Source organism: Thalassotalea eurytherma (genome assembly GCF_030161415.1).
Classification (GTDB): domain Bacteria; phylum Pseudomonadota; class Gammaproteobacteria; order Enterobacterales; family Alteromonadaceae; genus Thalassotalea_G; species Thalassotalea_G eurytherma.
In genome coordinates this window covers 141410-167758 of the sequence record NZ_BSSU01000008.1, presented here as the reverse complement: position 1 = coordinate 167758, position 26349 = coordinate 141410, and the positions used below count along the sequence as shown (strand labels likewise).

Here is a 26349-nt window from a genome sequence, read left to right as displayed (position 1 = left end):
CTTGGCAAAATTTAATTACCGCTTAGTATAGTTTGAAAATTGTTAATGGACTGTTTTTAGTGTGTATGTTTTGGCAATTTTTATACTGAATTGTTTACTTTATCGACATTCGAACCTGAAAATAGGGTTTTATATAAAATATTGCTTTACAAAGTGCTTAGCTCTAATTACTATGCTCACCGTTTTAGGGCAACCTAGAACATTTGGTGAGATGGCTGAGTGGTCGAAAGCACCGGTCTTGAAAACCGGCATGGGTTTGTAGCCCATCTAGGGTTCAAATCCCTATCTCACCGCCATATTTAAAGGGCTGCACAATGTGCAGCCCTTTCTCGTTTTAAGCCCTTCCTAATACTTTCCGAATATTTTTTCCGAATAAAATCGCTATTTACGCGAAAATTCTTTAAATGATACAGTTTGGTTTACTGCATTTTGTAATGCTTTCTTGTGGCTTTTATTAGGTGAATTACGTTTAGGTAATCGGCATGGTGGGAAGCTGTTTAGCTGCTAATAACATAGACCTACACGTAAAGTAGGTCTATTATTCTAATTATTCGGGTTAATGCCCCAAGACTGCTATTTTATATAGCTAGGATCTTCAAAAGCTGGGTTAGGGTAGCTATAGAATCCTTCATTGGTTGTCATACCTAGCTTGTTTTTACTGACAAAATTGTCAACAAGGTATTTCGCTCGAGCAAGTGCCGCAGGGTCATTGAGTTGCTCTCCCCATAACTTATTAATATCCGCAGCCAATGATAAGCCTACTTTGTCAAAAACAGCAAATGGCCCTACTTTGACTTCATGAGCCAGCATCCAGGTTTTATCTACACTTTCAAAGTCCGCAACACCGTTGACCACTAAATCGAGAGATGCATTGAGCCAAGGCACCATTACGGCGTTAAGGATGTAGCCATTTTGCTCTTTATGAAGAGGGATAGTCACCATCCCCATCGCTTGACTAAATTGGCATACTTGTTGGTAGATATCAGGGCTAGTGTTTGGATGACCCATGACTTCACCTACGCGGCTATCCCATACGGTGTTGCCAAAGTGTAGGGCTAGAAACTTCTCTGGACGGTCTGTATTGCCGACAATATCACTGGGTAATAACGTTGAAGAATTGGTGGTGAAAATGGTTTGTTCAGGCGCTACTTTTGACAAATCGCTATAAAATGCTTTTTTGATTTCAAGTGACTCAGGAATTGATTCACTGACTAAGTCTGCATCTTTCACCGCGTCGGCCAAATCTTTGGTGTAGCTTAAGCGAGCCATGGCCTCATCAACGTCTTGCTGAGAAGCGCCACGAGTCGATTTGAACAGCTCTGCATATTGTTGATGAAAGTTTTGACTTGCTTCAAGGCCCTTCTCAAACGGATCAAACACCGTGACGTTAAAACCACTAAAGGCAACTTGCCATGCTACTTGAGAGCCAAGAAGACCACCACCCGCAACGGTTACATTTTTAATATTCATAATATTTCCTAAATTTAAGGCACATTTACGTGCACAATAGATTGAATTATTAAAGTTTTTACGACGTGACAACAAAAACCCCACTCACTAAGCCAACGTTCCCAAGGAGGAGTTGTTTGTAAAACAAGTCACCTGATGGGCATACAACAATTGGCCATCAGGTTGATTGTGTTTTCATTAATAAACTTTTTTATTTGCAGTGTCGTATGATCTACGTACTTTTGCTTATAAATTAAAAAGCCCAAGCTACGTTCGATTAACCAATATGACGCTAGCGCTCCAACAAGGTAGGCGGCTGGCTTTGGCATTAACGCCTGATAAACGTTTAGTTTAGCTAACATAAACACTTTTAATAGCAATAAAAAAGTAGCGATGAAAAGCAATTGTCCGATTTCTACGCCGACATTAAAAAAGAGTAAACCAGTAACTAACTCTGTTTGAGTGTCCCGTCCTAAAATAAGTTGACGGTTTTTAATGTAAATCCAAGGACTCGTGCTCTTGGTTTTTTTATGCACCTGTTCAGGTGTTCTCATACCTAAACTTAAGTGCGGTCTCTTCCTATTTTATATCTGGTTCGACTCATCTACGAGTAATCTTAGTTCATTAATGTCGTTGCAGTTATATAACAGGAGCTTTTGCTTTAGAATACCCTTAACTTTTTCTACTAGCGCGTTTTGGTAACAGTCGTAGCCGTCAGTCATTGATGAGAATATGCCGTTGTTAGCCAGTGTCGCTTTGTAATCATAAGCACAGTACTGAAGCCCTTTGTCGGAATGATGTATCGCCAGGTTTTGGTAACAACGGTTGTCTATCGCCTTAGTTAGCGCTTTTTTAACGTCACTTTTTTTCATCTCATCACTTAACTCATATTCCATAATCTTTCGACTATATGCATCAGTAACGAGTGATAAATAATGAATGCCACTGTTTGATTTTAAGTAAGTGATGTCGCTGACAAACACTTGCTCAGAGGCAGTAGCTTTGCGCGCTTTAAGTAAGTTTGGTGATGACTTCATCCAATACTTACTGTGTGTTGTTTTGATAAAGGATTTTATCGATTGAACCAGTAGCCCCTGTTGACGTAAGTAATCAAACAGGCCATCACGGCCAAGCTTTATTTGGTCTCTGGCTAGCTGGGGTTTAATGAGTTTATATAACTTTCTCCCACCTACTCTTGGCATAAAGTTACGCCAGTACATTACATGCTCCTTTACTGGGCCTAGTGTATCAGTACGACATTTTAGTCGATTAATCGCTTGATAGATGCCTTGCGGTGAACGCTCAAAGATGCAACACACATTTCAGGACGGGACATACTAAGATTAAAAAGCCAATCAGCTCTGTTGATTGGCTCTTTTGTTTCCTTCCAAAATTCGATGATTCTAATTAAATAAATAGCACACGGGTACACTTGTATATACAACCTTTTTGTGACACACTTTCGTCCTATATTTGTATATACAAGTTGTCAAAGGTTAGGGATTATTGTGACAGTGCCTAAATTTATTGCGATTAAACAGCATATTTTTCAACACATAGAAACTGGCGTATGGCCAGAAAATGAACGGGTTCCGTCTGAAAACGAGCTTGCTGAATTATTCAATGTTAGCCGAATGACGGCGCGCAGAGCCTTGCAAGAGTTAACGGATGAAAATGTACTGTTTCGCACAAAAGGCAGTGGTACTTTCGTTGCTAGTTTCAAGGCACAATCATCGCTACTTGAAATTAAGAATATTGCCGATGAAATTAACGAACGCGGACATCGTTACCATGCAAAGCAAATTAAATTGCAAGCGCAGCCGTTGCCGGATTCGTTAAGTCCATTATTTGGTTTAAAAGCCGCTAGTAATATTTATTACAGTGAGATTCTGCACTTTGAAAATAACAAACCTATTCAGCTTGAACAGCGTTTCGTCAATGCTGTTTTAGTGCCTGATTATTTAACACAAGATTTTAGCCTGATAACGCCACATGAATATTTATCAAAAGTTGCACCGCTAACCGAAGCAACTCATGAAATAGAAGCTATTATTGCTTCATCACAGATTAATCAGTTGTTGACCATTAATGATCAACAACCTTGCTTACAGGTAAAGCGTCGCACCTGGTCAACACAAGGTGTGGTGAGCTTTGCTATTTTGACATCGCCAGGTGATAAATATCGCTTGGGCGGTCATTTAACATTTTAAAGTAATTTTTGGAGAACAAAATGACGTTTAAATATGGTGTAGATCGTCTTGATCTAGATATTGTGAACGGCATCGCCGATGGTAGTATCAAGGCAACGCTTTGCCAAGAAGCCTTAGATAAAATTAACACAAGTCGACAAAATGTCGAAAAAATGGCTGCTTCAGATGAGCCGGTTTACGGTATTAATACCGGTTTTGGCCCTTTGTGTGATACACAAATTTCTCCTGAAGAAACTCACCTTTTACAAAGAAACCTTCTGATTACCCATGCAGTAGGTGTTGGTGAGGCTATCGCAAAAGATATCTCTAAATTAATGCTGATTACAAAGGTTCACGCATTAAGCCAAGGGTTTTCAGGCATACGTCTTGAAGTTGTTGAGCGCATGCTAACGTTCATTGATTTAGACTTAATTCCTGTTGTACCAGAGCAGGGCTCTGTTGGTGCCTCTGGAGATTTGGCACCACTGTCTCACTTATTTTTACCATTGCTTGGTGAAGGTGAGTTTTGGCAAGGTAATGGAACGATTCCTGCGGCACAAGCATTAGCGGAAAATGGCTTAGCACCGATTGAATTGCATGCTAAAGAAGGCTTAGCGTTAATCAACGGTACTCAGTTTATTTTGTCTCATGCGATTACTGCGCTGACAAAAATGCGTTACTTGCTCAATTTAGCGGATTTAGCCGGTGCTATGAGTATTGAAGGTATGCAGGGCAGTGCATCGCCATTTAGAGACGAGCTTCATCAAACTCGCGCCTTCGTTGGTAATTTAGAAGTTGCTAGCCGTATGCGACGTTTCTTCAAAGATTCGCAAAATATGTCAGATCATGAAGAGTGTGATCGCGTACAAGACCCATACTCATTGCGTTGTATTCCACAAGTGCATGGTGCGTCTCGCAATGCTTTTTATCATTTAAAAGAACTAGCAGAAATTGAAATGAATTCAGTTACTGATAACCCAATTGTTATTAGTAGTGAAGAAGCCATTTCAGGTGGTAGCTTCCATGGCCAACCTTTAGCCATGGTATTGGACTATGCATCCATTGCAGCTGCTGAATTGGGTAATATTTCTGATCGTCGTTGTTACTTGCTGCTTGAAGGTATGCATGGTTTACCGCGTTTATTAACAACATCGGGTGGTTTGAACTCTGGCATGATGATCCCTCAGTACGCAACTGCGGCTCTTGTTACCGAAAATAAATCGTTATGTTTCCCGCCGTCGGCAGATAGCGTACCAACATCAATGGGACAAGAAGATCACGTCTCAATGGGGAGTATCTCAGGTCGAAAGCTCAATCAAATTCTCGGTAATTTAGAAAAGATTTTTGCGATTGAGCTTATGTATGCCGCCCAAGCGATGGAGTTTAGACGCCCCAATACTTGTTCGGACCTTATCGAAGGAAATTTTGCGATTATCAGAGCAAAAGTCGACAAGTTAGAAGAAGATAGATTATTAAAGCCTGACATTGATGCAATGATCGCGTTAGTTAAATCACAAGCATTTAACGTCAATCCGGCAAATAACTAAGGAGCAGATGATGAATTTTCAAGAGCAAATTAAGCAAGGTATTCCTAGCGAATTGCCAGTAGCAAAACCATATCCTGCAAACGCCAATCAAGCGCCTAAGCGCAAAGACATTTTATCAAACGATGAAAAGCAATTAGCGGTTAGAAATGCACTACGTTATTTTCCAAAAGCTTGGCATCAAGAGCTTGCCGTTGAGTTTGCTCAAGAGCTAAAAGACTTTGGCCGTATTTACATGTACCGCTTTAAGCCAAATTATGATCTTAAAGCGCGTTCAATCGCTGATTACCCAGCAAAATGCGAACAAGCGGCAGCTATCATGTTGATGGTAGACAACAACCTTGATCCTGCTGTTGCTCAGCACCCAGAAGAGTTAATCACCTATGGTGGTAATGGTGCAGTATTCCAAAACTGGGCACAGTACTTACTTGTCATGAAGTATTTAAGCGAAATGGAAAGTGACCAGACGTTACATATCTACTCGGGTCATCCAATGGGTTTATTTCCATCTTCTGTCGATGCGCCGCGTGTCGTTGTCACAAACGGTATGATGATCCCTAATTATTCAAAACCTGATGATTGGGAAAAGTTTAACGCCTTAGGTGTGACTCAATACGGTCAAATGACTGCGGGTTCATTTATGTATATTGGGCCGCAAGGCATCGTGCATGGTACAACTATCACAGTAATGAACGCATTTCGTAAAGTGTTAGAGAAACATGAAAGCCCACAAGGCAAAATTTTCCTTACGGCTGGTTTAGGTGGTATGAGCGGTGCTCAGCCAAAAGCAGGTAATATTGCTAACTGTATTACGGTATGTGCTGAAGTTAACGCAGCAGCAGCGACTAAACGTCACCAACAAGGTTGGGTAGACGAGCTCATCGATAATATGGATGCGTTAGTAAGTCGTGTTAAGCAAGCACAAGCCAACGAAGAGGTGGTTTCGATTGCCTATATCGGTAATATCGTTGATGTTTGGGAAACATTCTATGAGAAAGAGATTTTTGTTCATTTGGGCTCAGATCAAACCTCACTGCATAACCCTTGGTCAGGTGGGTATTACCCAGTTGATATTAGTTTTGAAGAGTCGAATCGCTTAATTCGTGAAGAGCCTGAAGTTTTTAAAGAGAAAGTACAGTCAACATTAAAGCGTCATGCTGATGCTGTTAATAAGCATACGTCACGTGGTACCTACTTCTTTGACTATGGTAATGCATTTTTACTTGAAGCATCACGCGCAGGTGGCGATGTCATGGCAGAAAACGGTATCGACTTTAAATACCCATCATATGTTCAAGATATTTTAGGTCCTATGTGTTTTGACTATGGTTTTGGACCATTTCGTTGGGTGTGTGCTTCTGGCAAGCCTGAAGATTTGGATAAGACAGATGTAATTGCTGCTGAGGTATTGAACAAAATTATGGCGGAATCGCCAGAAGAGATCCAACAGCAGATGCAAGACAACATCACGTGGATAAAAGATGCTAAGCAAAACAAGCTGGTAGTAGGCTCTCAAGCGCGTATTCTTTATGCCGATGCTCAAGGACGTATGGAAATCGCGAAAGCGTTTAACGATGCGATTAATCGTGGTGACATTGGTCCTGTCGTATTAGGTCGCGATCACCATGATGTGAGTGGCACAGATTCACCGTTTAGAGAAACGTCGAACATATACGACGGTAGTCGATTTACTGCTGATATGGCGATTCACAATGTTATTGGCGATAGCTTCCGCGGAGCAACGTGGGTGTCAATTCATAACGGTGGTGGTGTAGGTTGGGGTGAAGTAACCAACGGTGGTTTTGGTATGGTGCTAGACGGCTCAGCGGATGCAGAGCGACGTTTGCAGTCGATGTTATTATTTGATGTAAATAACGGTATTGCGCGTCGTAGCTGGGCACGTAACGAAGAAGCTAACTTTGCGATTACACGTGAAATGGCGCGCACACCTAAGTTAAAAGTCACGTTATCTAACAATGTAGACGATGATATTTTAAACAACTTGTCATTTTAGTTGTTATTGGTAGATTGTCACTACAATTTTATTCAGACTGTTTCATGTCAGGTGAAGCAGTCTTTTTTTATGTTTTTTATAACTACTTCATATGATTAGTTTTTTTGATTTCCTTAAAATACTTTTATTGATTCATTTTTTTAATTCTTAGCGCCAAATCATTTACAAATGTTGATAATTAATACAAAGGTCTACTGTTATTTTTACTTGCTAATCTAGATAACCATTTCATTTACTTAAATGGGTCCTTAAAAAATTCAGATACAGACTCACGGGAAGGTAATGTTGGTTTCGAAAGAGTATACACAAACAGCTTCTGCAGTATTATCTGGTGAATTACTGAACTAGGAACGTAAACCAGATGACGTAGCAAAAGTTGAATCCACTTTGCTAAACAATTCAACTGAAACTCGGTTAGTTATAATCAATCTGGGTACTATATTGTCTGCTCTACAAGTCTTGTAGGTGCTCAGAACGTTGTCGAGCCAGCTAACACTCTGGCTTGAAGAATACTGAAATTTGAAATGTGACTCCTAATGCAGGACTATTCAAACAAAGCTGGCCTGCATGTTAAAATATTTGGCAACCAAATTTCGAAATCAAACTATGACAAGGTAGCGTTTATTGTTGATTAAGTTGATGTGTGTGTTGTTGACATCAAGGGGCAGGGTACTGAAATGAAAGGAAAAGTTAATGATGTGAAAAATGCTATGCTGTTATCAGCAAGTTTTGATCGCTATTTAGTGACGGTAGAGGATTTATCTAGCGAGCCTTATCTTATTTAGGTGCACCCTTCGGGCATAAATAACTATGCCATTACATTATCTTTCCCTTAAACCTAACATGTAACAAGTAGCCTTTAAAATTGATACATGTAGCCAATTACAGGGCCATGACTCACCGTATCGTATTTAAAATATCCTACCCGCCCTTGATCGCCATCTTCAACATCAACAAACGTTGCCTTATATTTTATATCTAACGCATGTTTTTTATTGAAGTGATATAAAACACCACCTTCAAAACTTGACGTGAAATCGGCACCGCCCATGCCTAAATCACCTCGTAATGAATAGCTCCAACTACGATTAATCGGTGCTGTCCATCGCGCCCCAATAAAGTAATCAACCCAGTCCTCATCTTTTCTGATAGCGATGTCTTGTTCAACTTGAGGCAGCGTGACATCTAAATCGAAGTCGTTGTCCCACCATCTAAGGCCAAACAGGTAGTCAAAATTGCCTTGATTAATTTTTTGAGTGTAGAGGCCTTCTACATGTAAAACACCCTGACGTACTCTACTGCTCGCAATACCATCTCTTGGTGTGGCGATATCGTCTTTAAGATCCATAAATGCATAGTCAACAATAAAGCCCCAACCCGATCGATGAACCCCTTTAAAGCTTACCATTGCGCCAGTATCTAATGTTTCTAAAATTTTATCAAAATCAACGGTTACATCTTCTGCGTTAATGACACCAATACCCGCATCACCTTCTATGGTTGTTGCCTGTATATATGGGTTGATTTGAAAATCCCAGTTTTCTGCCTGCGCAGGAAATGCAGACAAAACTATAGTGGCAATAATAAGAAAAAGCTCTTTCCTAGTAGCTATCATTTCCATTCCCCGTTAGTTTTTATTAAAAAAGGCAGCGCAAATAACAATGAATATCGTTTATTTAAATTGTAGTTGATAGATTGAGTCTTGCTTAAATATTTTGTGATTTATTCAAAGAGAAATTAAAAGGTGAGTTTGTCATTGAACATGACCGAACGCCCATCAAAATAGGCGTTGGTCAATAATTTTAATGTGAAAAGACCTTGTTAGTCTTTAATCTTCTTTTGTGGCTAATCGATAGCCAAACCAAGCCATCGGAATATAGGCACAAATAATATCTACTATTGTAAACCAGGTCGGTGCGGGTAGTTGAAAAGCCATTGATATACCACCAGCTAAAAATAATGCGCCGATAAACATAGCAAATGTGAATTGGTGATTTGAAGCAAATTTGGCGACAATAAATGCGCCAACAAAGCTACCAATGGCGTGTGCCAAAAGTGGTGGAATAAAGTGTTTTGTTTCATATAAGTGCATTGACTGTCGAATGCTTTCAATATCTTTTACATCGACACCAGCAGGTGGTGGGATCACTTGAGCACTAAGCATGATAAACAGCATATTAGCTGCAGAACCAAGTATTATTGCAACTAATAGAATGACTGTGTTTTTTATCATATTATCACCAATTTTTTACACATTTAAGTATTAAAGTCAATATGACGTTTGTTCAATTGAGCAATTAATCCGCTTGCATCGTTAGTGCCTATAGCAACTCTTTCGCCATTCACTTTAGTCAATTCAATTGCTTGATTACCCGATACAGTATAAAGCCAGCCAACAGGTGTTAAACGAATGCCTAAACCGTAATACCATTTAGTGGTAATTATCTTAGCTGAAGCTATTTGGTTTAACTTAATAGAGCGATGCCAGAACTTTATACCAAAATGCCAGCTGATTGCATCTTCATCTAAGTAAACGGTAAGTGAGGAGAATAATATCGAGACAACGGCAAGAATAGCTAATGAAATGTTCATCACTTGCACCATGTCATATGTTGCTATGATTAATATGCAAGCTGAACTTAGCATAATAATCAGCAACGCAGTGCCGGTTTGTTTATGTCGATATGATTGCAATTGTTTAATCCAAATGGCTTATATTATCTATCAGAGGTTAGATATTTTTTCGTTTAGCTCATAGCCATGACTGGTAACAATCGCTTCTAACGTAACAACACGTTTTTTCAACGCACTAACTTCTTGCCTTAATTCGGGCAATGAGTTGTCTTGTATTTGTTGTTGCAACACCTGCAGCTCTCGATTTACATGTGCTTTATATTTTAGATAACGACTAATCCATATGCCAATTAACATAGGAGCGCATACCGCTAAAAATATTAAAAATACAGTAAACATCATCACTTCCTTTGAGCACTTGTTATCTATTCCTATTATATAACACTAGACTATTGTCAATGATTTACAACAACTTACAAAGGTTTTTTTAGATTATCTACGGCCTTGCCACTTGTTAATCAACCGAGCCAAAAGGTAGCCACACAATAACCCGCCAGTATTGGCATAGAAATCTAGCCACTCTCCATATCGGTTGACGTAAGGTTGAATGAGTTCTATTAAACCGCCAAAACCTATCAAACCGAGCGCAATGATGTAAAAGTGCTTAGGCTTGGCAAGCGCAACAGGGAACATTAAGATGCCATAACCGATAAAGTGATGGGTTTTATCTGTCCCTGGCATAGATGGCAATTGCGCAGCAGGAAATAACGACCCACCGGCGATCAATAGCATAATAAAGAGGGTTAGTTGCCACCAGTAGCAACGGATGAAATCAACAAAGCGGCTTAAAATCATTGAGTTGTTTAACGATAGAAATAGTAAACCGCATTGTTTCGCAAATATCACGACGCTACAAGTAGAATTATCACTTTGTACACGTCTTTAAATATTATCTTAAGTACTTTAGCAACAAGCAGCACGTTCTCGAGTTGTAGTGCTTAAATTGCAGGTGCTATCACATGTTTTAAATAATGTTATCTCTTTGCCTAGGTAGGTTTCATCATTAAGGTAAAAGGCAATAACGTTGTCTTCAAAATCATCGGCAACAGATTGAGCAAACAATCCAGTGTTTAACAAGTGTTGTTGTCAACCTTTAACGTTTGGGAAATCAGCGAGTGGATCTATATGGCTGTGTTTTGCAGCAATATCAGCTCTATGTAAGACAGGAAGCCAAGCAATATCTACATTACTAAGTTGTTCGCCTTTGAAAAAAGCCCTGCAACTTTATCGTTTGCCTTGTGATAAATGCTATTCAGTTTTTCCGCTCTTGCTTGGAAGGTAGAAGCATCGTGACTTCGCATACTTGAGCATTGACTTAAATAATGTTTTGTTGCCATATAACTCCATGCTCTATCAAGTGCACGTTGCTCTGGTGTTATGTGGCTTTCGAGGGGAGGTGTCACTTCTTCGATATATTCTACAATTGCATCTGATTCAAACAGTGCATCGCCATTATCTGTGATTAATACAGGCACTTGGCCGTGAGGCGATACCTCTAAAAACCATTGAGGTCTATTTGATAAGCTAATGTATTCAATTTCATAACCAATGTTTTTAGCGTCAAGCAAAGCGGTAACACGTTAAACAAAGAGCCAAATTTTAAAACTTACTATTTTCATTTTTTACTCTTTACAGTCTATATATCTAAGACGAAGGAGGATATAAAAAGACGAAAATTATTTAGCTCTTTTTGCAGTCGCTTGATTTTTTATCAAATGTCATCAGGTTTCCACTGTTATCTATCTCGTCGTTGCAACAGGATTCAAATGTTGATTTTAGGCGGGCTCTAGCCGATTGAACTTGTGATTTTAATGTTGAATAGCTTAAACCCATGCGCTTAGCGTAAGCTTTTTGTGGCTATCCATTGATGTCTATTGTTGTTAGCAGCTGCGCTTGGTGTTCGTTTAGCATAGTGAGAAACGGTGATATGCAATGAGAAAGCTCGGCTTTTATATTGGTTTCACTTTGTTCAAACAATAACGTTTCTTGCTGCAGTGCTGATTGTTTGCTTTGCTGACGATAACAATCTATAACCGCATTATTGGCTATTTGAAATAGCCAAAGGTTTAATGCTTTACAGATCGTTGAGAATATGAATTTTACTGTAAAATTTAATGAGTACTTCTTGTAAAATATCTTCAACGTCATCTTTATTGTTTAATTTTGACTGCAAAAAGCTTTTTAAGCTCGTACGATATTCTTGCCAAATATTCTCTATATTTATCGTGTTAGCCATTTAGGTCGATCTGCTGCGGTAAATTGATAACTACGCGTAATATGAGCCACTTCAACGCGGTAATCTAGGTACCATTTGTTACGGCCCTGTTTTTGTGCGAGCAGGTGACTAGTGTCTTGTTTCCACCTTTTTATTGCTTGTTCATCTTGCCAATAAGAAAGCGTTAGTTCATCGTCGCCATCGTTCATCGCAACAAATTCAATACAGCCATATTGCTCAAACGCTAAACGCCTGAGTTGCGTTACTGTTTCGCTATATTGACTATCTTGTTTCGCAGCTTTCGCTCTAAAGATAACGACAAACATGACATGCCTCTTTGGTTAATGTAACGGTGTTATTCATGATACTTTCGAATAACCGCAACTTTGCCATTTTCAATCTCTAACACTTCCATCATAATTTGCTGATATTCAATCGCTTGTTTACTTTGTGGGTGAATGCCTTTGGCGTGATTGGAATAGCGAATGGCAATAGCTGAATCATTAAAAGTAAATACGTTAAGTAGCTTCGCGTCATAATAGGTGTGACTGCCTAAATAAAAAGTCATGCCTTTACGCATCGATGCTTTGCCATCTGGCAATCTCGAGTCATCACTCACATAGGGTAAATGCGAATGCCCGACATCGTCGGTAAGTAGGACTAAGTATTCTTCGAGTGATTTTTCTGTTGCGTTAGGTGCCTGAGTAGCAACCATTTTATCGAAATAGTCTTGAGCAAATTTTTCAAGGTTTTGCGCTTGAGCATTAGATGTTACTAACACAGCAAGCCAAAATACCACCGCATATTTTTGAAATATCATATTGTAGGAAATCCTTCTCTTATTGATAAGCTTTATAAAAACAATGTCATTATCACTTTAGCTAACATCAGCCATAAGATAATGCTTGATAACAGGTACATATAGAACCGGGCCATTACTGACTTGGAATAGCAGTGAAAAATACTATGTATTATTCTAGCAACAACAAAAGCCCAGGCTAAATAAGTAACAGTGTTGTCGGCGCTATTGGTGATGATTGCTATACTACTTAACACATAAAATACAACGGGTACTTCAAAAAGGTTTTTAAAGTTATTTGATGGTTTGTTGACATATTCAGGTAATACTGACTGACACTGCTCAGGTGTTTCAAGCTTATTGGCATGTATTTTATGTTGAATCACATAACTTAGTCGTCGGTAATACATTAAGCACCATACAAAAAACGTTAATATGATAAGTGCAATCATAGGCGCTACAAGCTGAGAAATCATGCTTTTTTCCTTAATGTTAAGCAACAGGTTTGTTGTCGAGTTAATTGCTAGTATCGGCTAGCTACATTTTTATTTCTAGTGAATAAAAAAAGAAATTTAAGATGCGTCTTCAGGTGCCTAAATCGGTAAACACACCAACCGCAAGTTCAGCCCAAATCCATAAAAATAGCAATACGGTTAAGCAGAGGAATAACCATTTTTTCTTAGGTAAATAATAAGCTAAACCAATATAGCCAGAGCCCAAACAAAAAATCATTACAGCCATCACGATAAAGTCATTTAGGGCCCATTGAACTTGTGTTGTAAATTGCATCGCAATCAAAGGGAACAACAACAAAATGGTCGTCACTAACAGCAAATAGCTGACGTATTGTTTTATTGATTTTCTCTGCTCAACGGGCATCGGCATGTTGTCTCCTCAATCGGATATTGCTTAATGTACATATACCATTGTAGCTGAAGGAAATGGGCCTCCGACAATCGCCGGCGTACACGCACCATCTAACCAAAAAGCGATTTGTTTATTATGGGCGTGGGCAAGCATCACTGAAGCATATAAGTCACTAAAGTTTTCTCGTTCGGTTGAAATTGCTACGGCATTAGCTTCTGTGGTGCCATTACATTCTGCGTTGTCTAAAAATTTGGTTGGTGCTAGGGCATAAATAACGATACGACTCACATCTATTTTGTAATAGGAAATGTTCGCCTTGCCTGAGTTGTTTTCAGCAAAACTTAGTGGAGATACTGTTAACAGTATCACTAGGGTAACGATATAATGTAATTTCATTTTTTTTCTCTTTTTATTCTGATCTTGGTGTTACTTTTTCAAACCCTATATCTGAGTCGCCACGCCAAAGTCGCAGTGGACCTAAATACTTGGTCATGTATCTGTGCTCGTCAGAAATTGGTGTTGTTTGGTTCACTCTACCGTGGCGATATACGCCGGTTCTAATTTCTGGTGACGGTATAGCAAACGCATAGTTACTCGGATAAGTGTACATAGTTGGCCCCTGAAATTGCCAAACAGGAGGCTGTGTAACCTTGTAAGTTTGAGGTGCGTCGTCATTATGTTCAAACACCCAAATACGCCAAACACCGTCGTTTTGTTGTGAATACTTCATTTCTATGATGAAGTCATACCATGTGTTTAATTTGATAGGCTCTGCAATTGTATAGGTATTCTCATTGGGTACAGACCAATTGAATGGCGTTCCAACGCGAGCAGAGAATTTATAATGCAACTCGCCATTAATGGGGGTCGTAATAATGCCGGCTGCTGGACCGCCAGAGGTATAACCATTCTGGCTTATTTCACTGATGGTTTTAGCATCAAAACCTTTTTCAGCTAACACGGTATCGCTAGGTTGATTTCTAAATTGAAAAACTGTGGTTATTTTTTCTTTATCTAGGTAGGTGTATTTTTCTGACCAGCCTAACCATAATGTAGAACCTTCTTCTACATTGAGTTTTTGAAGTGTTGTCCTAATTTGAATTTCTGCTCTTGTCATACCTATTTCATTGGCATTAGTTTGGCCAAAGTCGGTATAAAACCTTACGTTTTTTGAATCAGTTTGTCTGGGTGAAATTGTTTTATCATTAAATTCAATTTCAACTCCAAATTCTTCACCGTCGGGTCCTACAAAACCAGGATCAGTTTCACTATATGGCCGAACATTTGGAATAGGCATGCCTCTGGTCCCGGGATAACGATCACTAACCCCCCACAGTTCAAATAAAGGCCTATTCCAATTTCGTGTGGCTAAACTAACCGGACCGTTATTCTCCCCAGTCCAAAGAAATGCTTTGTAAGGTTCTTTTTGTTCAGATGCTTTTAGCATCATATAAGTAGTGACAGCGGTACTACAATGTGCGCTAGCGGTTGAAATCATTAAAAGAATCAGTAAGCAGCGCACCGATATTTTTTGGGTCATATTGTGAGTGACTTAGCACGGTTAAGCTAATAAGTTAATATTTATAATAAATTGTAACTACTCAGGCTAATGTAAATGCCGTGTAAACTAAAGTGTTTTTCCTGATTCTCATTGTCAGCCATAGCGAAGACGGTTTTGATGAAGTTAAATGAAACCCTTGCTGTCTCACGGTAATAAATGGGCTCGTAGATATCTCTTTTTGCATTCTTTAGGTATGATTTATTTTAAGTTTTACATGGAGACAATTAATGCCACCCAATGCATCATTTAAATTATCAGATAATCAACTGCTAAAATTAGGCTCCTACAGTCATGGGCAGTGGCATGAAGGAAATGATTGTTTTGATGTGATGAACCCGGCTAACCATCAAGTAATCGCTCAGGTAGCTAATTGCCATTTAGCGCTTGTTGAACAAACGGTACTAAATGCCAAAACAGCAGGAAAAGACTGGCAACAAATGCCTGCGAATGAACGCGCGTCTTTTATTAAGCGTTGGCAGAGTCTGATGCTTGAACATATTGATGACTTAGCGACTATCTTAACTGCAGAGCAAGGCAAGCCCCTTGCAGAAGCCAAAGGCGAAATTGCTTATAGTGCATCATATCTAGAATGGTTTGCCGAAGAAGGCAAGCGTATTTATGGTGATACAATACCCGCTGGAAGCAATGACAAACGTATCATAGTAATCAAACAGCCGGTAGGTGTTGTCGCAGCAATAACACCGTGGAATTTTCCTAGTGCGATGATCGCAAGAAAAGCAGCAGCGGCATTGGCAGCAGGGTGTACTTTTATTGTTAAACCTTCCGAATTAACGCCATTGTCAGCATTAGCTATGGCGGAACTAGCCGATAGAGCTGGCATTCCCAAAGGTGTTTTTAACGTTCTTGTAGGTACTGATGCAAAAGCGATTGGTAAAGTGCTAACCGAGCATAATGATATCGCAAAGTTTAGTTTCACTGGATCAACTGGTGTGGGTAAGTTACTTGCCCAACAATCGGCACTTACCGTCAAAAGAATATCAATGGAGCTTGGCGGTAACGCGCCATTTATCGTGTTCGATGATGCCGATATTGACGCTGCAGTAGAAGGGGCAATTACATCTAAATATCGAAATGCAGGGCAAACATGTGTATGCACCAATCGGATTTTTATTGATAATAAAATTAAAGAAAGGTTTTTAGATAAGTTTTCAGAGCGCGTTTCACAGTTAGTGATTGGTAGTGGCTTTGATAAAGAGGTGTCGGTTGGCCCTTTAATTAACCAGCAAGCGGTAACTAAAATTGAGTCACTCATCCAGCAATCGGTTGAACAAGGTGCTCAGCTTAGGTTGGGTGGCCAGTGCTCCGAACTTGGCTCAAACTTTTTTCTACCAACCATTATGACCAACGTTAGAAACGATATGCCTATTGCTCAACAAGAGATTTTTGCACCGGTATCGGCTGTTATTGGCTTTGACAGCGAAGACGAGGTGATAGCACTTGCTAATCAAACAGAGTATGGTTTAGCGGCATACTTTTATAGTCGTGACATTGGGCGTGTTTGGCGAGTTTCAGAATGCCTTGAATTTGGTATGATTGGTATTAATGAAGGCATAATCTCAAATGCTGCAGCGCCTTTTGGTGGAATTAAGCAATCAGGGTATGGTCGAGAAGGTTCAAAGTATGGCCTTGATGACTACTTGCATATCAAGTATTTGTGTTTAGGTGGCTTGTCATGCTAGTGGCTAATCAAAGTATTTAACATCGCGTATGCAGAAAGTGCTGATTATCATCAACAAGTCTACAACTTGGGCACTGCTTAAGGATAAGACGTATGAAGTGTTTTAAAACGGCACATTAAAAATAATAATGTGAGTAGCTAGAACGTATGCTGCAGGGCAGTTTGTTGAAGTTAATCGTACTTATGAATCATTAACAGCCCCTAGTATTTGAAAACAGCAAAGTGATCAAAGAGGCCTTTGTTACTGGCGAAGCAAGTTATGAAAAAGAATATATTCATAAATCAGGCGAGATACTGCCAATTACTGCAAATATATTTGTATATGAGGGAGATACTAGCCCAGATAAAGGCTTATGGGGAATATTCGAACTGCGAAAGTAGTTTTAAGTAAAAGAAAAGAAAGCTTCAATATGTCCTAATGAAGCTTTCTTTTGCGTTACTTTGAGGCTTTAAAAAGCTGAATACTTTCTTCAGCAAAACCAACACCCGCTTCATTATAAAAGTTAAATACTTTATCTACACCAATATCTTCAAGTACGTTTCTTTCATCATCATAGCGAGCAATCGCGGCAATTTTACCTTGGAAATTGGCTATTTTTAATTGAATCGTAATGTTTTTGATATCTTGAACAGATGGGATCGCCAACAAGGCTAATTCAATTTTGTCGAGTTGAATATTTTCCCAAAAATCCGCATCCTCAGCGTCGCCAGTAAAGGCCTGTACCTTGTTTTCGTTTAACCAAGCTATCTTGCTTTGATCAGTATCTAATCCCCATACCTGGCCGGGGATTTGTTGTTCTAGCGCGTTATATGCACCCATACCTACTCGGCCCATGCCTATAATAACCACAGGTGCTTGGCAGGGTTGTTGAAAGTGATCTTCTGCTAAACGTGAGTCGCTTTGATAGCGTTTAAGGATATCTTTGTGACGTGCAAAAAACTCATGAGCGAAGTTATACAGTATGTTGGTTAATACAAACGAAATCGAAACAGCTAACGCTAAAATGACTAACCATTCTTTATCCAACCAGCCAAGGCGTTGACTTAATGTCGCGACAATCAAACCAAATTCACTAAAGTTTGTTAATGCTAATGCACTTAAAAAGGCCGTTCGGGCTCTTAACTTGAGTGAAGTGAATAAGAAAAAGAATAGGGCAAACTTAATGGGCAATAGCAAGGTTATGGTCATTGCTATACCTAACATTTCCCAAGTTGGTAGCGCTGTAAAGCCAATAGATAAAAAGAAACCAATCAGGAATATATCTTTAAATGCTAGTAGCGATTTGGTGATTTCACTCGCCTTGTAATGACTGGCTAAATACATACCAGCAAGCAGGGCACCTAAGTCACCTTTCATTTTGACTAATTCAAATAATTCATAAGCGCCAAAGGCAACAAAAAATCCGGTTAACGGGATTAGCTCGCCGTGACCAACTTTTTCTATCATCTTGTAGAAAAGCGATTTAAATGGAATAAACAGTAGGAGTGACAATGCCCAAATACTTGGTGTTTTACCCGTTGCAATAACAAGAAAGGCTACGGCAACGATATCCTGCATGACTAAGATACCTACGGCTAATTTACCATGTCGAGTACGCATTTCACCATGATCTTCCATCAGCTTAACAACGCACACGGTACTGCTAAATGATAGCGCGAACACAACGAGCGCACTGGTCACCAAATCAAGCGTTGAAACATAAGGGATTGTTAGAATAGCGAGTGCTTTAAAGGCAATAACACCTAGTGCAATCCAAATGCTAGTGTGGGTTAAACTTGCAAACCATACTTCACGCTTGACCAAATCTTTAATATTAAGTTTTAGGCCAATGGTGAAGAGCATTAGCGTAATACCAAGATCTGCTAAATTGGTAATGAGATCGTCAGCGCTATAGCCTATAAAATGAAGGACAAAACCAGCCAATAAATAACCAATAGACGGTGGTAAATGCGCTAATTTTGTTAGCAGGCCACAGACAAAGGCAAATAAAATCCAAATAAATTCCATTAACGGTTTCTCAAAGTAGTTAGGTTTAATTTGTAGGGTACTTACTGAATACTTGTTACGTAAAACAAATTAACTTATTAATTATCTTAGCAATTATAGCTAATTAGATTAACTATCACTACTACAAATACAAATGAGAGCTAACGATATTTAAGTTGGCACACCCAGGCTGGAAGGTATTTTAGATAATTGTTTGTTAAGCTAGCTTTTTCTCTCTTGCTATTTTCTATATTTCCGCAAGAAAATGCGGTTAATAATTGCTAAATAACGAATAAAAATAAGCACATGTGGAGTATCTTGTGACGGATCGATATATATCATTTAGCCAGTCGACTATTGGAAATAAATTGTGTCGTTTGCTGGGCTTACCTATACCGCCCCTATTAAAGCGAGCAGGGGGACAGCCTTCGGAGCTTGTAGCGCGTATTTACGTTACCGGTATTGAGCAGCAAAATACCGATCCAGTTATATCGTCAGCATTAGGTAATCACCTTATTCTAGAGCCGCCTGCTATTGCGATGACGGTTGATGGTGTAGTTTTTGACGCTCGCGCCATAAAAACGATCAAACAAGCTGAAAATTTGTATGCTTTTTTTCACGAGCATATGCGTTATATCGCGCCAAGTGGCAAAATCGTGCTCATCGGATTATCGCCAAGTTTGTGTGAACACCCCGAACAAGCAAGTATTCAACGTGGCCTCGTTGGCTTTGTAAAGTCTTTAGCAAAAGAGGTTGGACGAAAAGGTATTACGGCAAATTTGCTTTATAACGAAAAGTCGCTAAGCCAATCTATTGTATCTTCGTTACGTTTCTTTTTATCTTATCGCAGTGCATACGTTAATGGGCAAGTTGTAAATCTGATTAATGAACGCTCTTTAGTACTTGAACCATGGATAAAGCCATTATCAGGTAAGGTTGCACTTGTTACCGGAGCGTCACGAGGCATTGGTTTATCAATAGCTCAATTGTTAGCTCGCGATGGCGCTAAAGTGATAGGGTTGGATATTGAGTCAGCAAAAACATTGCTTGAACAAGAGATGGTAAATATTGGTGGTCAGGCTATGGTTGCTAATATTACAGATACTAACGCACCTGAATTGATTTCCAATGAATTAGAACGTCTCGTAGGCAGTATTGATATTCTTGTTCACAACGCAGGTATCACAAAAGATAAAATGCTTTCCTCTATGCATAAATCACATTGGCAACAAGTGATGTCGGTGAACTTGGAAGCGATCGTGCGTATTAATGAAGAGATTTTGAAACGCGAGTTAATCAATCAAAGTGGTCGCATTATCTGTGTCTCTTCTATTAGCGGAATAGCCGGTAATTTAGGACAAACTAATTATGCGATGTCAAAAGCAAGTGTTATTGGTCTAGTTGATTCAATGTCTTCGGCTCTTCAAGAAAAAATATCACCATAAACGCTGTTGCACCTGGTTTTATTGAAACCCAAATGACCAGTGCTATTCCAATTTTTACTCGTTTTGCTGGTCGAAGAATCGCAGCATTATCGCAAGGCGGGTTGCCAATCGATGTTGCTGAAACGGTTGCATTTTTAGCCGCGCCGCAATCACAAGGTGTAACGGCAAATCTTATCCGAGTTTGTGGCTTAAATATTATGGGTGCTTAACGCACTAAACAGTAAGGAAACCAATAATGTTCGAAAGTATCGTTGACCCAATCAACGCCATTTTATGGGGTGAAGGACAAGTTCTCATTTACTTGTTGTTGTTTGCTGGTTTTTGGTTTTCCTACAAATTAGGCGTAATTCAGCTACGTCACTTTAAGCACATGTTTGAGGTGATGAAGAAAAGTACGCAATCGGATAAGTCAGGTATTAGCTCCTTTCAAGCCTTATGTACTGGGCTTTCTGCACGTGTAGGAACGGGCAACTTAGCCGGTGTTGCTATGGCAATATCACTTGGTGGCAGTGGCGCAGTGTTTTGGATGTGGGTTATTGCAATTCTAGGCATGGCAACAGGTTTTGCGGAAAGTGTATTAGGCCAGTTATATAAAGTAAGAGATGATCATAAAGAGTTTCGTGGCGGCCCAGCATATTATATTCGTTCAGGATTAGGGAAACCATGGTTGGCCATTCTTTTCTCCCTTTGCTTATTTCTTGGCTATGGCATTAGTTTTAGTGCCATGCAAGCAAATACAATTGCTGAAGCATTAAACAATACCTTTGAAATTCCGACTCAATATGCCGGATTAGTAATAGCCATTTTGGCAGGCAGTATTGTCATTGGCGGCTTACGGGCAATTGCCCGTTTTGCAGAGCTTATTGTACCTTTCATGGGACTCGCATTTATCTTAGTTGCCGTTGTTGTTACTGCTATGAATATTGAGCTGTTGCCTGCTGTTTTTATGGATATATTTGCATCTGCTTTTGGTTTAACTGAGGCTGGCGCTGGCGCATTAGGTGCTGCCATGAAAAATGGTATTCAACGCGGCTTATATTCAAATGAAGCAGGCGCTGGTAGTGTTCCTCATGCAGCGGCTGGAGCCTCTCCAGTGCCAAACCATCCTGTTGCCCAAGGTTACGTGCAAATGCTTGGGGTATTTCTTGATACCATCGTGCTGTGTACTTGTACTGCCATGGTTATTTTGCTTTCTGATATTAATATCAGTGGTGAAATGGAAGGGATCAGCATGACCCAAAATGCCATGACAAGTCATTTTGGCAGTGGCGGAAATTACTTTGTTGCAGCGGTTATAACACTTTTTGCGTTCACCTCGGTAGTTGCTAATTACGCGTACGCTGAAAGTAATCTACATATGTTTAAGCTAGACAATAAAATAGGTCGCTCAATTTATACTTGTTTGTATTTGTTAATGGTTTATTGGGGGGCAAGCGCTAGCTTAAAACAAGTTTGGAGTATGGCCGACGTAGCTTTAGGTTTAATGACCTTAGTCAATGTATATGCCATTGTATTATTAACGCCGACCATCGTAAACCTAACTAAAGATTATCAAAAGCAACGAGATAACAACCGAGAACCCGTTTTTAGTAAAGATCAGGTAACCGTTCAAGGTAAAACCGAAGAGGGCGTGTGGTAATTATTGTTACAACATGTTTACCTAGTTTCAAAGGAAGCAATTTAAAGGTTTTTTGGTAACGCACAAGCACCTTTATATTATTTTCAACCATACATAAGCTAGTTGATAATATCTTTTTAACCAATCACTAAGGTTTTGACTGGTTACATTTTCTATATATTCTATTTACTGAGTAGATTAGTTCTCACTTTTGAGAATAGTTAGTTATCAGCTGTGCATCTGGCTATTTTTCGGCAGGGAACGAGCAGCCGTTATCAATGTTAAAAGTACGTTTAAACATGTTAGTTATTTCAGTTGTACCAGTGGCTTTAGGTATTGTTTTTCACGAAATTACCCTGAAAAAACAAAAACGTTATTGCCAAAATTCGAAAAACTTTCTAAAGTTTTATTAGCTTTAGCAATTATTAGTGTAGTTAAAGAAAACTATGGTCTTGAAATCGCAAACTTCTCACAACTTCTTATGGCTAACATCACGTTAAATGTTGTCGCAATTTCCGTTGGTGTTGGATTGGCTATATTTATGGGCCTATCGAGAAAAGATGCTTTTACTCTTGGTATCGAAGCTGGTATTCAAAACTCAGGTTTAGCCATAATCATTTCGCTAACAGTTTTAGAAAATCCAGTATACGCAGCAACAGCCATTGTTTATGGTGTTGTAATGACAGGCATAGCGTTAACAGTATTATTGTGTAGAAAAATTCAATTACGTTATAGCTTTGCTTAGTTCTTCTTTAATTTTAAAAAGTCCAAGGATGATATCGTTGGGCTTTTTCATTTCTACGGTTAACATATTGATAACTTGCAAACGTATTTAAGTAATTAGGTACTTTCCTCTACATTAAATTACTCCTATAGTTTATTCAAATACCCTAAGGCATATCTCAAAACATCAATGATTAACTCTATTATTAAAAACAGCCTAAAAATCACACTATTGTTGCTATTTCCGATAAGTGCAAGTTATGCGGCTGAATATTTAACGTTCTTTTTAGCGGGTCAATCTAATATGGATGGTTATGGTTATGGTTATGTATCTGATTTACCTGCATCATTAAAAAAACAGCAAAACGTAATGATTTTTCATGGCAACGGTGTTTTTGATAACCAAGCAAATGGCGGGGTAGGAAAGTGGGCAACATTAAGATCAGGCCACGGCACTGGGTTCAATTCTGACGGCATCAATAATACCTACTCCAAGCGTTTTGGCGCTGAACTAAGTTTTGCTTCAACGCTTACCAAGCAATTGCCAGGTAAGAACATTGCGTTAATTAAATATGCAGTTGGTGGAACGGGGTTACACCTAAATACGGGTTATAGCAATTGGTCTCCTGATTTTCGAGACGGTGATGCTCAAAACCAATATGACTTTGCTCTGAATACCATTCGAAATGCCTATGCCAATAAAGATATTGATGGTGATGGGGAAATAGATACGTTAACCCCTGTTGGTATCATCTGGATGCAAGGCGAGGCCGATGCACATGCTAGTGAAGCGTCTGCAAATGCCTATTTTACTAACTTAACTCGCATGATGTCCTTATTTCGAGCTGCTTTAAGACAAGACGACATTCCTGTAGTGATTGGTAAAATTACCGACTCTGGTCTCGGTGAAGAAGATATTATGCCTTACATCAAACGTGTTCATTTGGCTCAGCAACAATTTGTTGAGCAAGATATTTGTGCAAGTTATATGGCTAAGACAGACAACTACCCATATAACGAGAAAGATGCTTGGCACTATTTAAGTGAAGGCTTTATTGATATGGGGAAAGACTTTGCGATGGCTTTTATAGAGTTATCTAATAAGTGTAAGCAAAACGTAGTAGATAATTAATCAGTGCTGAAGATGGCCGTAAGCTGCTATCGAAGTGGCTAACAAAGACGTTAGATGTATCGCGTTTATCATTGCTGCTTGTTGTATTGTCGCTGCACTTGCTCATTTGGGCTGTATTATCTTTGGCGAAGACTGGTATCGATTTTTTGGTGCTGGTGAATAAATGGCACGACTTGCAGAGCAAGGGCATTGGTAACCTTCAGTAGTTACCTCTGTGATTGTTCTGATACTATTGGTATGGGCTTTATATGGCCTGTCTGGTGAAAAAATAATTCGAAAACTTCCTTTTATTCGATTAGATTCACCCCTCATTTTGGCAATCGTGTTATTGAGAGGGCTTAGCTTTGTCTTTTTGATGCCTATGTTTCCTGATAATAGCCTCGTATTTGGGTTAGTTAGTTAGTTAGTTAGTTAGTTAGTTAGTTAGTTAGTTAGTTAGTTCAAGTATATGCCTGACCATTAGCGTACTCTGCGCTATAGGTACATGGCAAATGTGGTCTGAACTTGGTATCAATAAATTGCGATAGCATTAGAAAATAGCCTTCAAAAACTAGGTTGATAATTTATTTTTTAGGAAGGGAAAATAAGGTGGTAACAGTTTAAACATTTTATTGCTTCGGTTTACTTTTTTAGTCTTTGTAGCACTAGTGTATGAAGAACCTGTCGGCCTATTTATTATAGAAAAACACTTAGCAGAAACAGCAACCTTGTCTAAGTTATATGTTTTACTCTACTATCATGGTAAAGGTGTCGCTCCTAGATCATTTAAGGAAGCAATTAACTAATCGATAAGTTTGGAGTTAATTGCGTTGGGCATATCGGTGTAATCAGGCAACCGAAAAGCAAAGCATTTTATGATGGAAAGCGAATTGCATAAAGATCAAAATTATAGGTGAGTTCTTTCTTAAACATCAGGTATAAAAAAACCAACCGCTAAGGGTTGGTTTTAATGGTACGACCGAGTGAATTCGAATCACCGACCTCGTCCATGTCAAGGACGCGCTCTAACCAACTGAGCTACGGTCGTACAGAGTTACAACAAGCAACGGCCGATATATTAGCTTTGCGATTTACTTGTTGCAAGCAGTTTTGATGGAAAAACACTATTTTCCTAACCAAGTGGTTATTGATTAATCAATTAGTAACTTTCAATGAGTTATCAAAACGCGATTGCACTATTTTTAATCGCCATGCTAACAAAATAGCTGCCACGGTTAATCCGGATATAAAGCCAATCCAAAAACCTGCTGCGCCCATTTTAGGGACAATAATGTCTGTCATCGCAAGCACTACACCAAAGCTTAAACCAATAAACCAATATGAAATAAAGGTGATCACTAAGATTGATGTTGTATCTTTATAACCTCTTAACGCCCCTGCGGAAATAACTTGTATCGCATCTGAAAACTGAAACAATGCGGCTAAAAACATTAAGCTTGCGGCGAGTTCAATGACAGGTGCTTCATTGGTATAGATAGCGGCAATTTGCTCTCTGAAAATAATAGTACCCAAAGCTGTTACAACAGCGATCATTAAGCCAAAAATAACGGCGTCTTTACAGATGTCTTTTGCGTCTTGGTATTGCTCTTGACCAACGCAATAGCCTACTTTTATTGTCAACGCCATCGCAAAACTTAGTGGTACCATAAACACCAAGCCAGAAAAGTTTATCGCTATTTGATGGCTAGCAACGATATCGGCCCCAAGTGGCGCCAATAATATTGCAACGACCGAAAACAAACTCACTTCAAACAGCAGTGATAGCGCAATCGGAACACCGACTTTTAAGATGTGTTTTATTTCTTTGGTGTCTATGCCGTAAGCACGTTTGAACAATGAAACATTTTCTAGGTGTTTCGATAGGTAAACATAAATTAGCATGCCTACAAACATCGCCCAGTAAACGATCGCTGTGGCTATACCGCAACCTGCGCCACCTAATGCTGGCATACCAAATTCACCATAAATGAAAATATAATTAGCAGGTATGTTAACAATTAAGCCAATGATTGAAATGATCATGGTAGGGCGGGTGAACGACATTCCCTCTGCATAATTTCGTAGTGCTAAATACAGACAGAACCCAGGCGCGCCCCATACAATATAACCAAGGTATTCAAACATTAAAGCGCTAAGCTTTGCGTCTAGTTCAATGTTATTTTCAATCGTTGGTGCTATCAGGTAATACAAGGCTATTACCCCAACACCTAAAACCAATGCAATCCACAAGGTTTGATAGGTTGCGTTTACAATTTTTTTATATGATTTGCTTCCAGCGTACTGCGACACGATAGCCGCTAACGCCATGATCACACCGTAAATTGTTAAGATTAATGGTAGCCAAATAGAACTTGCTACCGCTACAGCTGCCATATCAGTTGAACTGACTCGGCCCGCCATCACAGTATCGGCAAAACCCATTAAGTTCTGAATTAACTGGGCGATTAAAATAGGGTAAGCCAATTTTAATAAG

27 protein-coding genes, 2 tRNA genes and 2 pseudogenes are annotated in these 26349 nt (G+C 39.3%); 11 read left to right on the top strand and 20 right to left on the bottom strand.

All coding sequences use genetic code 11. The features are described 5' to 3' along the window. Positions 1-205 precede the first annotated feature (205 nt). Positions 206-296, top strand: a tRNA-Ser gene (locus QQK02_RS09245). A gap of 277 nt (positions 297-573) precedes the next feature. On the opposite strand, the gene QQK02_RS09240 is transcribed toward QQK02_RS09245, so the two are convergent. The 3 genes and pseudogenes from QQK02_RS09240 to QQK02_RS09230 all read right to left on the bottom strand — a co-directional run. After that, entirely contained in the window at positions 574-1470 is an 897-nt protein-coding gene (locus QQK02_RS09240) for a 3-hydroxyacyl-CoA dehydrogenase (protein WP_284207713.1), read from the bottom strand. A gap of 128 nt (positions 1471-1598) precedes the next feature. Next, positions 1599-1985, bottom strand: coding sequence for a HupE/UreJ family protein (locus tag QQK02_RS09235; RefSeq protein ID WP_284207760.1), 387 nt, complete (start codon positions 1983-1985; stop codon positions 1599-1601). Then, positions 1974-2756 (bottom strand): annotated as a pseudogene (locus QQK02_RS09230) (IS3 family transposase); the annotation flags it as partial. The pseudogene QQK02_RS09230 and the gene QQK02_RS09235, both read right to left, overlap by 12 nt. A gap of 201 nt (positions 2757-2957) precedes the next feature. Here QQK02_RS09230 and hutC point away from each other — a divergent pair. The 3 genes from hutC to QQK02_RS09215 are packed head-to-tail and all read left to right on the top strand — an operon-like array spanning position 2958 to position 7196. Further along, positions 2958-3659: a histidine utilization repressor gene (hutC, locus tag QQK02_RS09225; RefSeq protein ID WP_284207712.1), complete on the top strand. Its 702-nt coding sequence runs from the start codon at positions 2958-2960 to the stop codon at positions 3657-3659. Between the two features lie 20 nt (positions 3660-3679). Next, positions 3680-5185, top strand: coding sequence for a histidine ammonia-lyase (hutH, locus tag QQK02_RS09220; protein WP_284207711.1), 1506 nt, complete (start codon positions 3680-3682; stop codon positions 5183-5185). 10 nt (positions 5186-5195) lie between these two features. Next, positions 5196-7196, top strand: coding sequence for a urocanate hydratase (locus QQK02_RS09215; protein WP_284207759.1), 2001 nt, complete (start codon positions 5196-5198; stop codon positions 7194-7196). Between the two features lie 859 nt (positions 7197-8055). Here the strand turns inward: QQK02_RS09215 and QQK02_RS09210 are convergent. The 14 genes from QQK02_RS09210 to QQK02_RS09150 all read right to left on the bottom strand — a co-directional run bounded on the left by QQK02_RS09210 (position 8056) and on the right by QQK02_RS09150 (position 15209). Then, positions 8056-8811 carry a hypothetical protein gene (locus tag QQK02_RS09210; protein WP_284207710.1) on the bottom strand — a complete coding sequence of 252 codons (756 nt, stop codon included), beginning with the start codon at positions 8809-8811 and terminating at the stop codon, positions 8056-8058. A 213-nt stretch (positions 8812-9024) separates the two neighbouring features. Then, entirely contained in the window at positions 9025-9429 is a 405-nt protein-coding gene (locus QQK02_RS09205; RefSeq protein WP_284207709.1) for a hypothetical protein, read from the bottom strand. Positions 9430-9452: 23 nt separating this feature from the next. Then, the gene (locus tag QQK02_RS09200; RefSeq protein WP_284207708.1) at positions 9453-9788 is read right to left on the bottom strand and encodes a hypothetical protein; all 336 of its coding nucleotides are present in this window, start codon (positions 9786-9788) and stop codon (positions 9453-9455) included. Positions 9789-9920: 132 nt separating this feature from the next. Next, positions 9921-10172: a hypothetical protein gene (locus QQK02_RS09195; RefSeq protein WP_284207707.1), complete on the bottom strand. Its 252-nt coding sequence runs from the start codon at positions 10170-10172 to the stop codon at positions 9921-9923. 90 nt (positions 10173-10262) lie between these two features. Further along, positions 10263-10625, bottom strand: a complete 363-nt coding sequence (locus QQK02_RS09190; RefSeq protein ID WP_284207706.1) for a VanZ family protein — start codon at positions 10623-10625, stop codon at positions 10263-10265. Between the two features lie 386 nt (positions 10626-11011). Further along, the gene (locus QQK02_RS09185) at positions 11012-11398 is read right to left on the bottom strand and encodes a glutathione S-transferase family protein (protein WP_284207705.1); all 387 of its coding nucleotides are present in this window, start codon (positions 11396-11398) and stop codon (positions 11012-11014) included. A 289-nt stretch (positions 11399-11687) separates the two neighbouring features. After that, entirely contained in the window at positions 11688-11978 is a 291-nt protein-coding gene (locus tag QQK02_RS09180) for a hypothetical protein (protein ID WP_284207704.1), read from the bottom strand. Next, positions 11905-12066 carry a sigma factor gene (locus QQK02_RS16425; protein WP_407705035.1) on the bottom strand — a complete coding sequence of 54 codons (162 nt, stop codon included), beginning with the start codon at positions 12064-12066 and terminating at the stop codon, positions 11905-11907. The genes QQK02_RS09180 and QQK02_RS16425 overlap by 74 nt, the downstream gene beginning before the upstream one ends. Next, positions 12051-12371: an antibiotic biosynthesis monooxygenase family protein gene (locus QQK02_RS09175; protein ID WP_284207703.1), complete on the bottom strand. Its 321-nt coding sequence runs from the start codon at positions 12369-12371 to the stop codon at positions 12051-12053. The genes QQK02_RS16425 and QQK02_RS09175 overlap by 16 nt, the downstream gene beginning before the upstream one ends. A 29-nt stretch (positions 12372-12400) precedes the next feature. Then, positions 12401-12865: a nuclear transport factor 2 family protein gene (locus tag QQK02_RS09170; protein WP_284207702.1), complete on the bottom strand. Its 465-nt coding sequence runs from the start codon at positions 12863-12865 to the stop codon at positions 12401-12403. Between the two features lie 32 nt (positions 12866-12897). Then, on the bottom strand, positions 12898-13320 hold the full coding sequence (locus tag QQK02_RS09165) for an MAPEG family protein (RefSeq protein ID WP_284207701.1): 423 nt from the start codon (positions 13318-13320) through the stop codon (positions 12898-12900). Positions 13321-13429: 109 nt separating this feature from the next. Continuing rightward, positions 13430-13729 carry a hypothetical protein gene (locus QQK02_RS09160; protein WP_284207700.1) on the bottom strand — a complete coding sequence of 100 codons (300 nt, stop codon included), beginning with the start codon at positions 13727-13729 and terminating at the stop codon, positions 13430-13432. Positions 13730-13753: 24 nt separating this feature from the next. After that, positions 13754-14107, bottom strand: a complete 354-nt coding sequence (locus QQK02_RS09155; RefSeq protein WP_284207699.1) for a hypothetical protein — start codon at positions 14105-14107, stop codon at positions 13754-13756. A gap of 13 nt (positions 14108-14120) precedes the next feature. Next, positions 14121-15209: a heparin lyase I family protein gene (locus QQK02_RS09150; RefSeq protein WP_284207698.1), complete on the bottom strand. Its 1089-nt coding sequence runs from the start codon at positions 15207-15209 to the stop codon at positions 14121-14123. A gap of 290 nt (positions 15210-15499) precedes the next feature. Between QQK02_RS09150 and QQK02_RS09145 the strand changes: the two genes are divergently transcribed. Together QQK02_RS09145 and QQK02_RS09140 are read left to right on the top strand one after the other, a co-directional pair. Continuing rightward, the gene (locus QQK02_RS09145; RefSeq protein WP_284207697.1) at positions 15500-16972 is read left to right on the top strand and encodes an NAD-dependent succinate-semialdehyde dehydrogenase; all 1473 of its coding nucleotides are present in this window, start codon (positions 15500-15502) and stop codon (positions 16970-16972) included. Between the two features lie 221 nt (positions 16973-17193). Beyond that, positions 17194-17352, top strand: a complete 159-nt coding sequence (locus QQK02_RS09140) for a hypothetical protein (RefSeq protein ID WP_284207696.1) — start codon at positions 17194-17196, stop codon at positions 17350-17352. Positions 17353-17407: 55 nt separating this feature from the next. Here QQK02_RS09140 and QQK02_RS09135 read toward each other — a convergent pair whose 3' ends face one another. Then, the gene (locus QQK02_RS09135) at positions 17408-18979 is read right to left on the bottom strand and encodes a cation:proton antiporter family protein (protein WP_284207695.1); all 1572 of its coding nucleotides are present in this window, start codon (positions 18977-18979) and stop codon (positions 17408-17410) included. A 518-nt stretch (positions 18980-19497) separates the two neighbouring features. Here QQK02_RS09135 and QQK02_RS09130 point away from each other — a divergent pair. The 5 genes and pseudogenes from QQK02_RS09130 (at position 19498) to QQK02_RS09105 (ending at position 24039) form a co-directional block, all read left to right on the top strand. Further along, positions 19498-20612 (top strand): annotated as a pseudogene (locus QQK02_RS09130) (3-oxoacyl-ACP reductase). Between the two features lie 26 nt (positions 20613-20638). Continuing rightward, on the top strand, positions 20639-22042 hold the full coding sequence (locus tag QQK02_RS09120; RefSeq protein ID WP_284207692.1) for an alanine/glycine:cation symporter family protein: 1404 nt from the start codon (positions 20639-20641) through the stop codon (positions 22040-22042). Between the two features lie 355 nt (positions 22043-22397). Further along, positions 22398-22766, top strand: a complete 369-nt coding sequence (locus QQK02_RS09115) for a hypothetical protein (RefSeq protein ID WP_284207691.1) — start codon at positions 22398-22400, stop codon at positions 22764-22766. 168 nt (positions 22767-22934) lie between these two features. Further along, positions 22935-23876: a sialate O-acetylesterase gene (locus QQK02_RS09110; protein ID WP_284207689.1), complete on the top strand. Its 942-nt coding sequence runs from the start codon at positions 22935-22937 to the stop codon at positions 23874-23876. A gap of 34 nt (positions 23877-23910) precedes the next feature. Continuing rightward, positions 23911-24039 (top strand): hypothetical protein, encoded by a 129-nt coding sequence (locus tag QQK02_RS09105; protein ID WP_284207688.1) that lies wholly within the window; start codon positions 23911-23913, stop codon positions 24037-24039. A gap of 787 nt (positions 24040-24826) precedes the next feature. Here the strand turns inward: QQK02_RS09105 and QQK02_RS09100 are convergent. Both QQK02_RS09100 and QQK02_RS09095 read right to left on the bottom strand, forming a co-directional pair. Continuing rightward, positions 24827-24903, bottom strand: a tRNA-Val gene (locus tag QQK02_RS09100). Positions 24904-25010: 107 nt separating this feature from the next. Next, positions 25011-26339, bottom strand: a complete 1329-nt coding sequence (locus QQK02_RS09095) for an MATE family efflux transporter (RefSeq protein ID WP_322790605.1) — start codon at positions 26337-26339, stop codon at positions 25011-25013. Between the last annotated feature and the right edge of the window lie 10 nt (positions 26340-26349).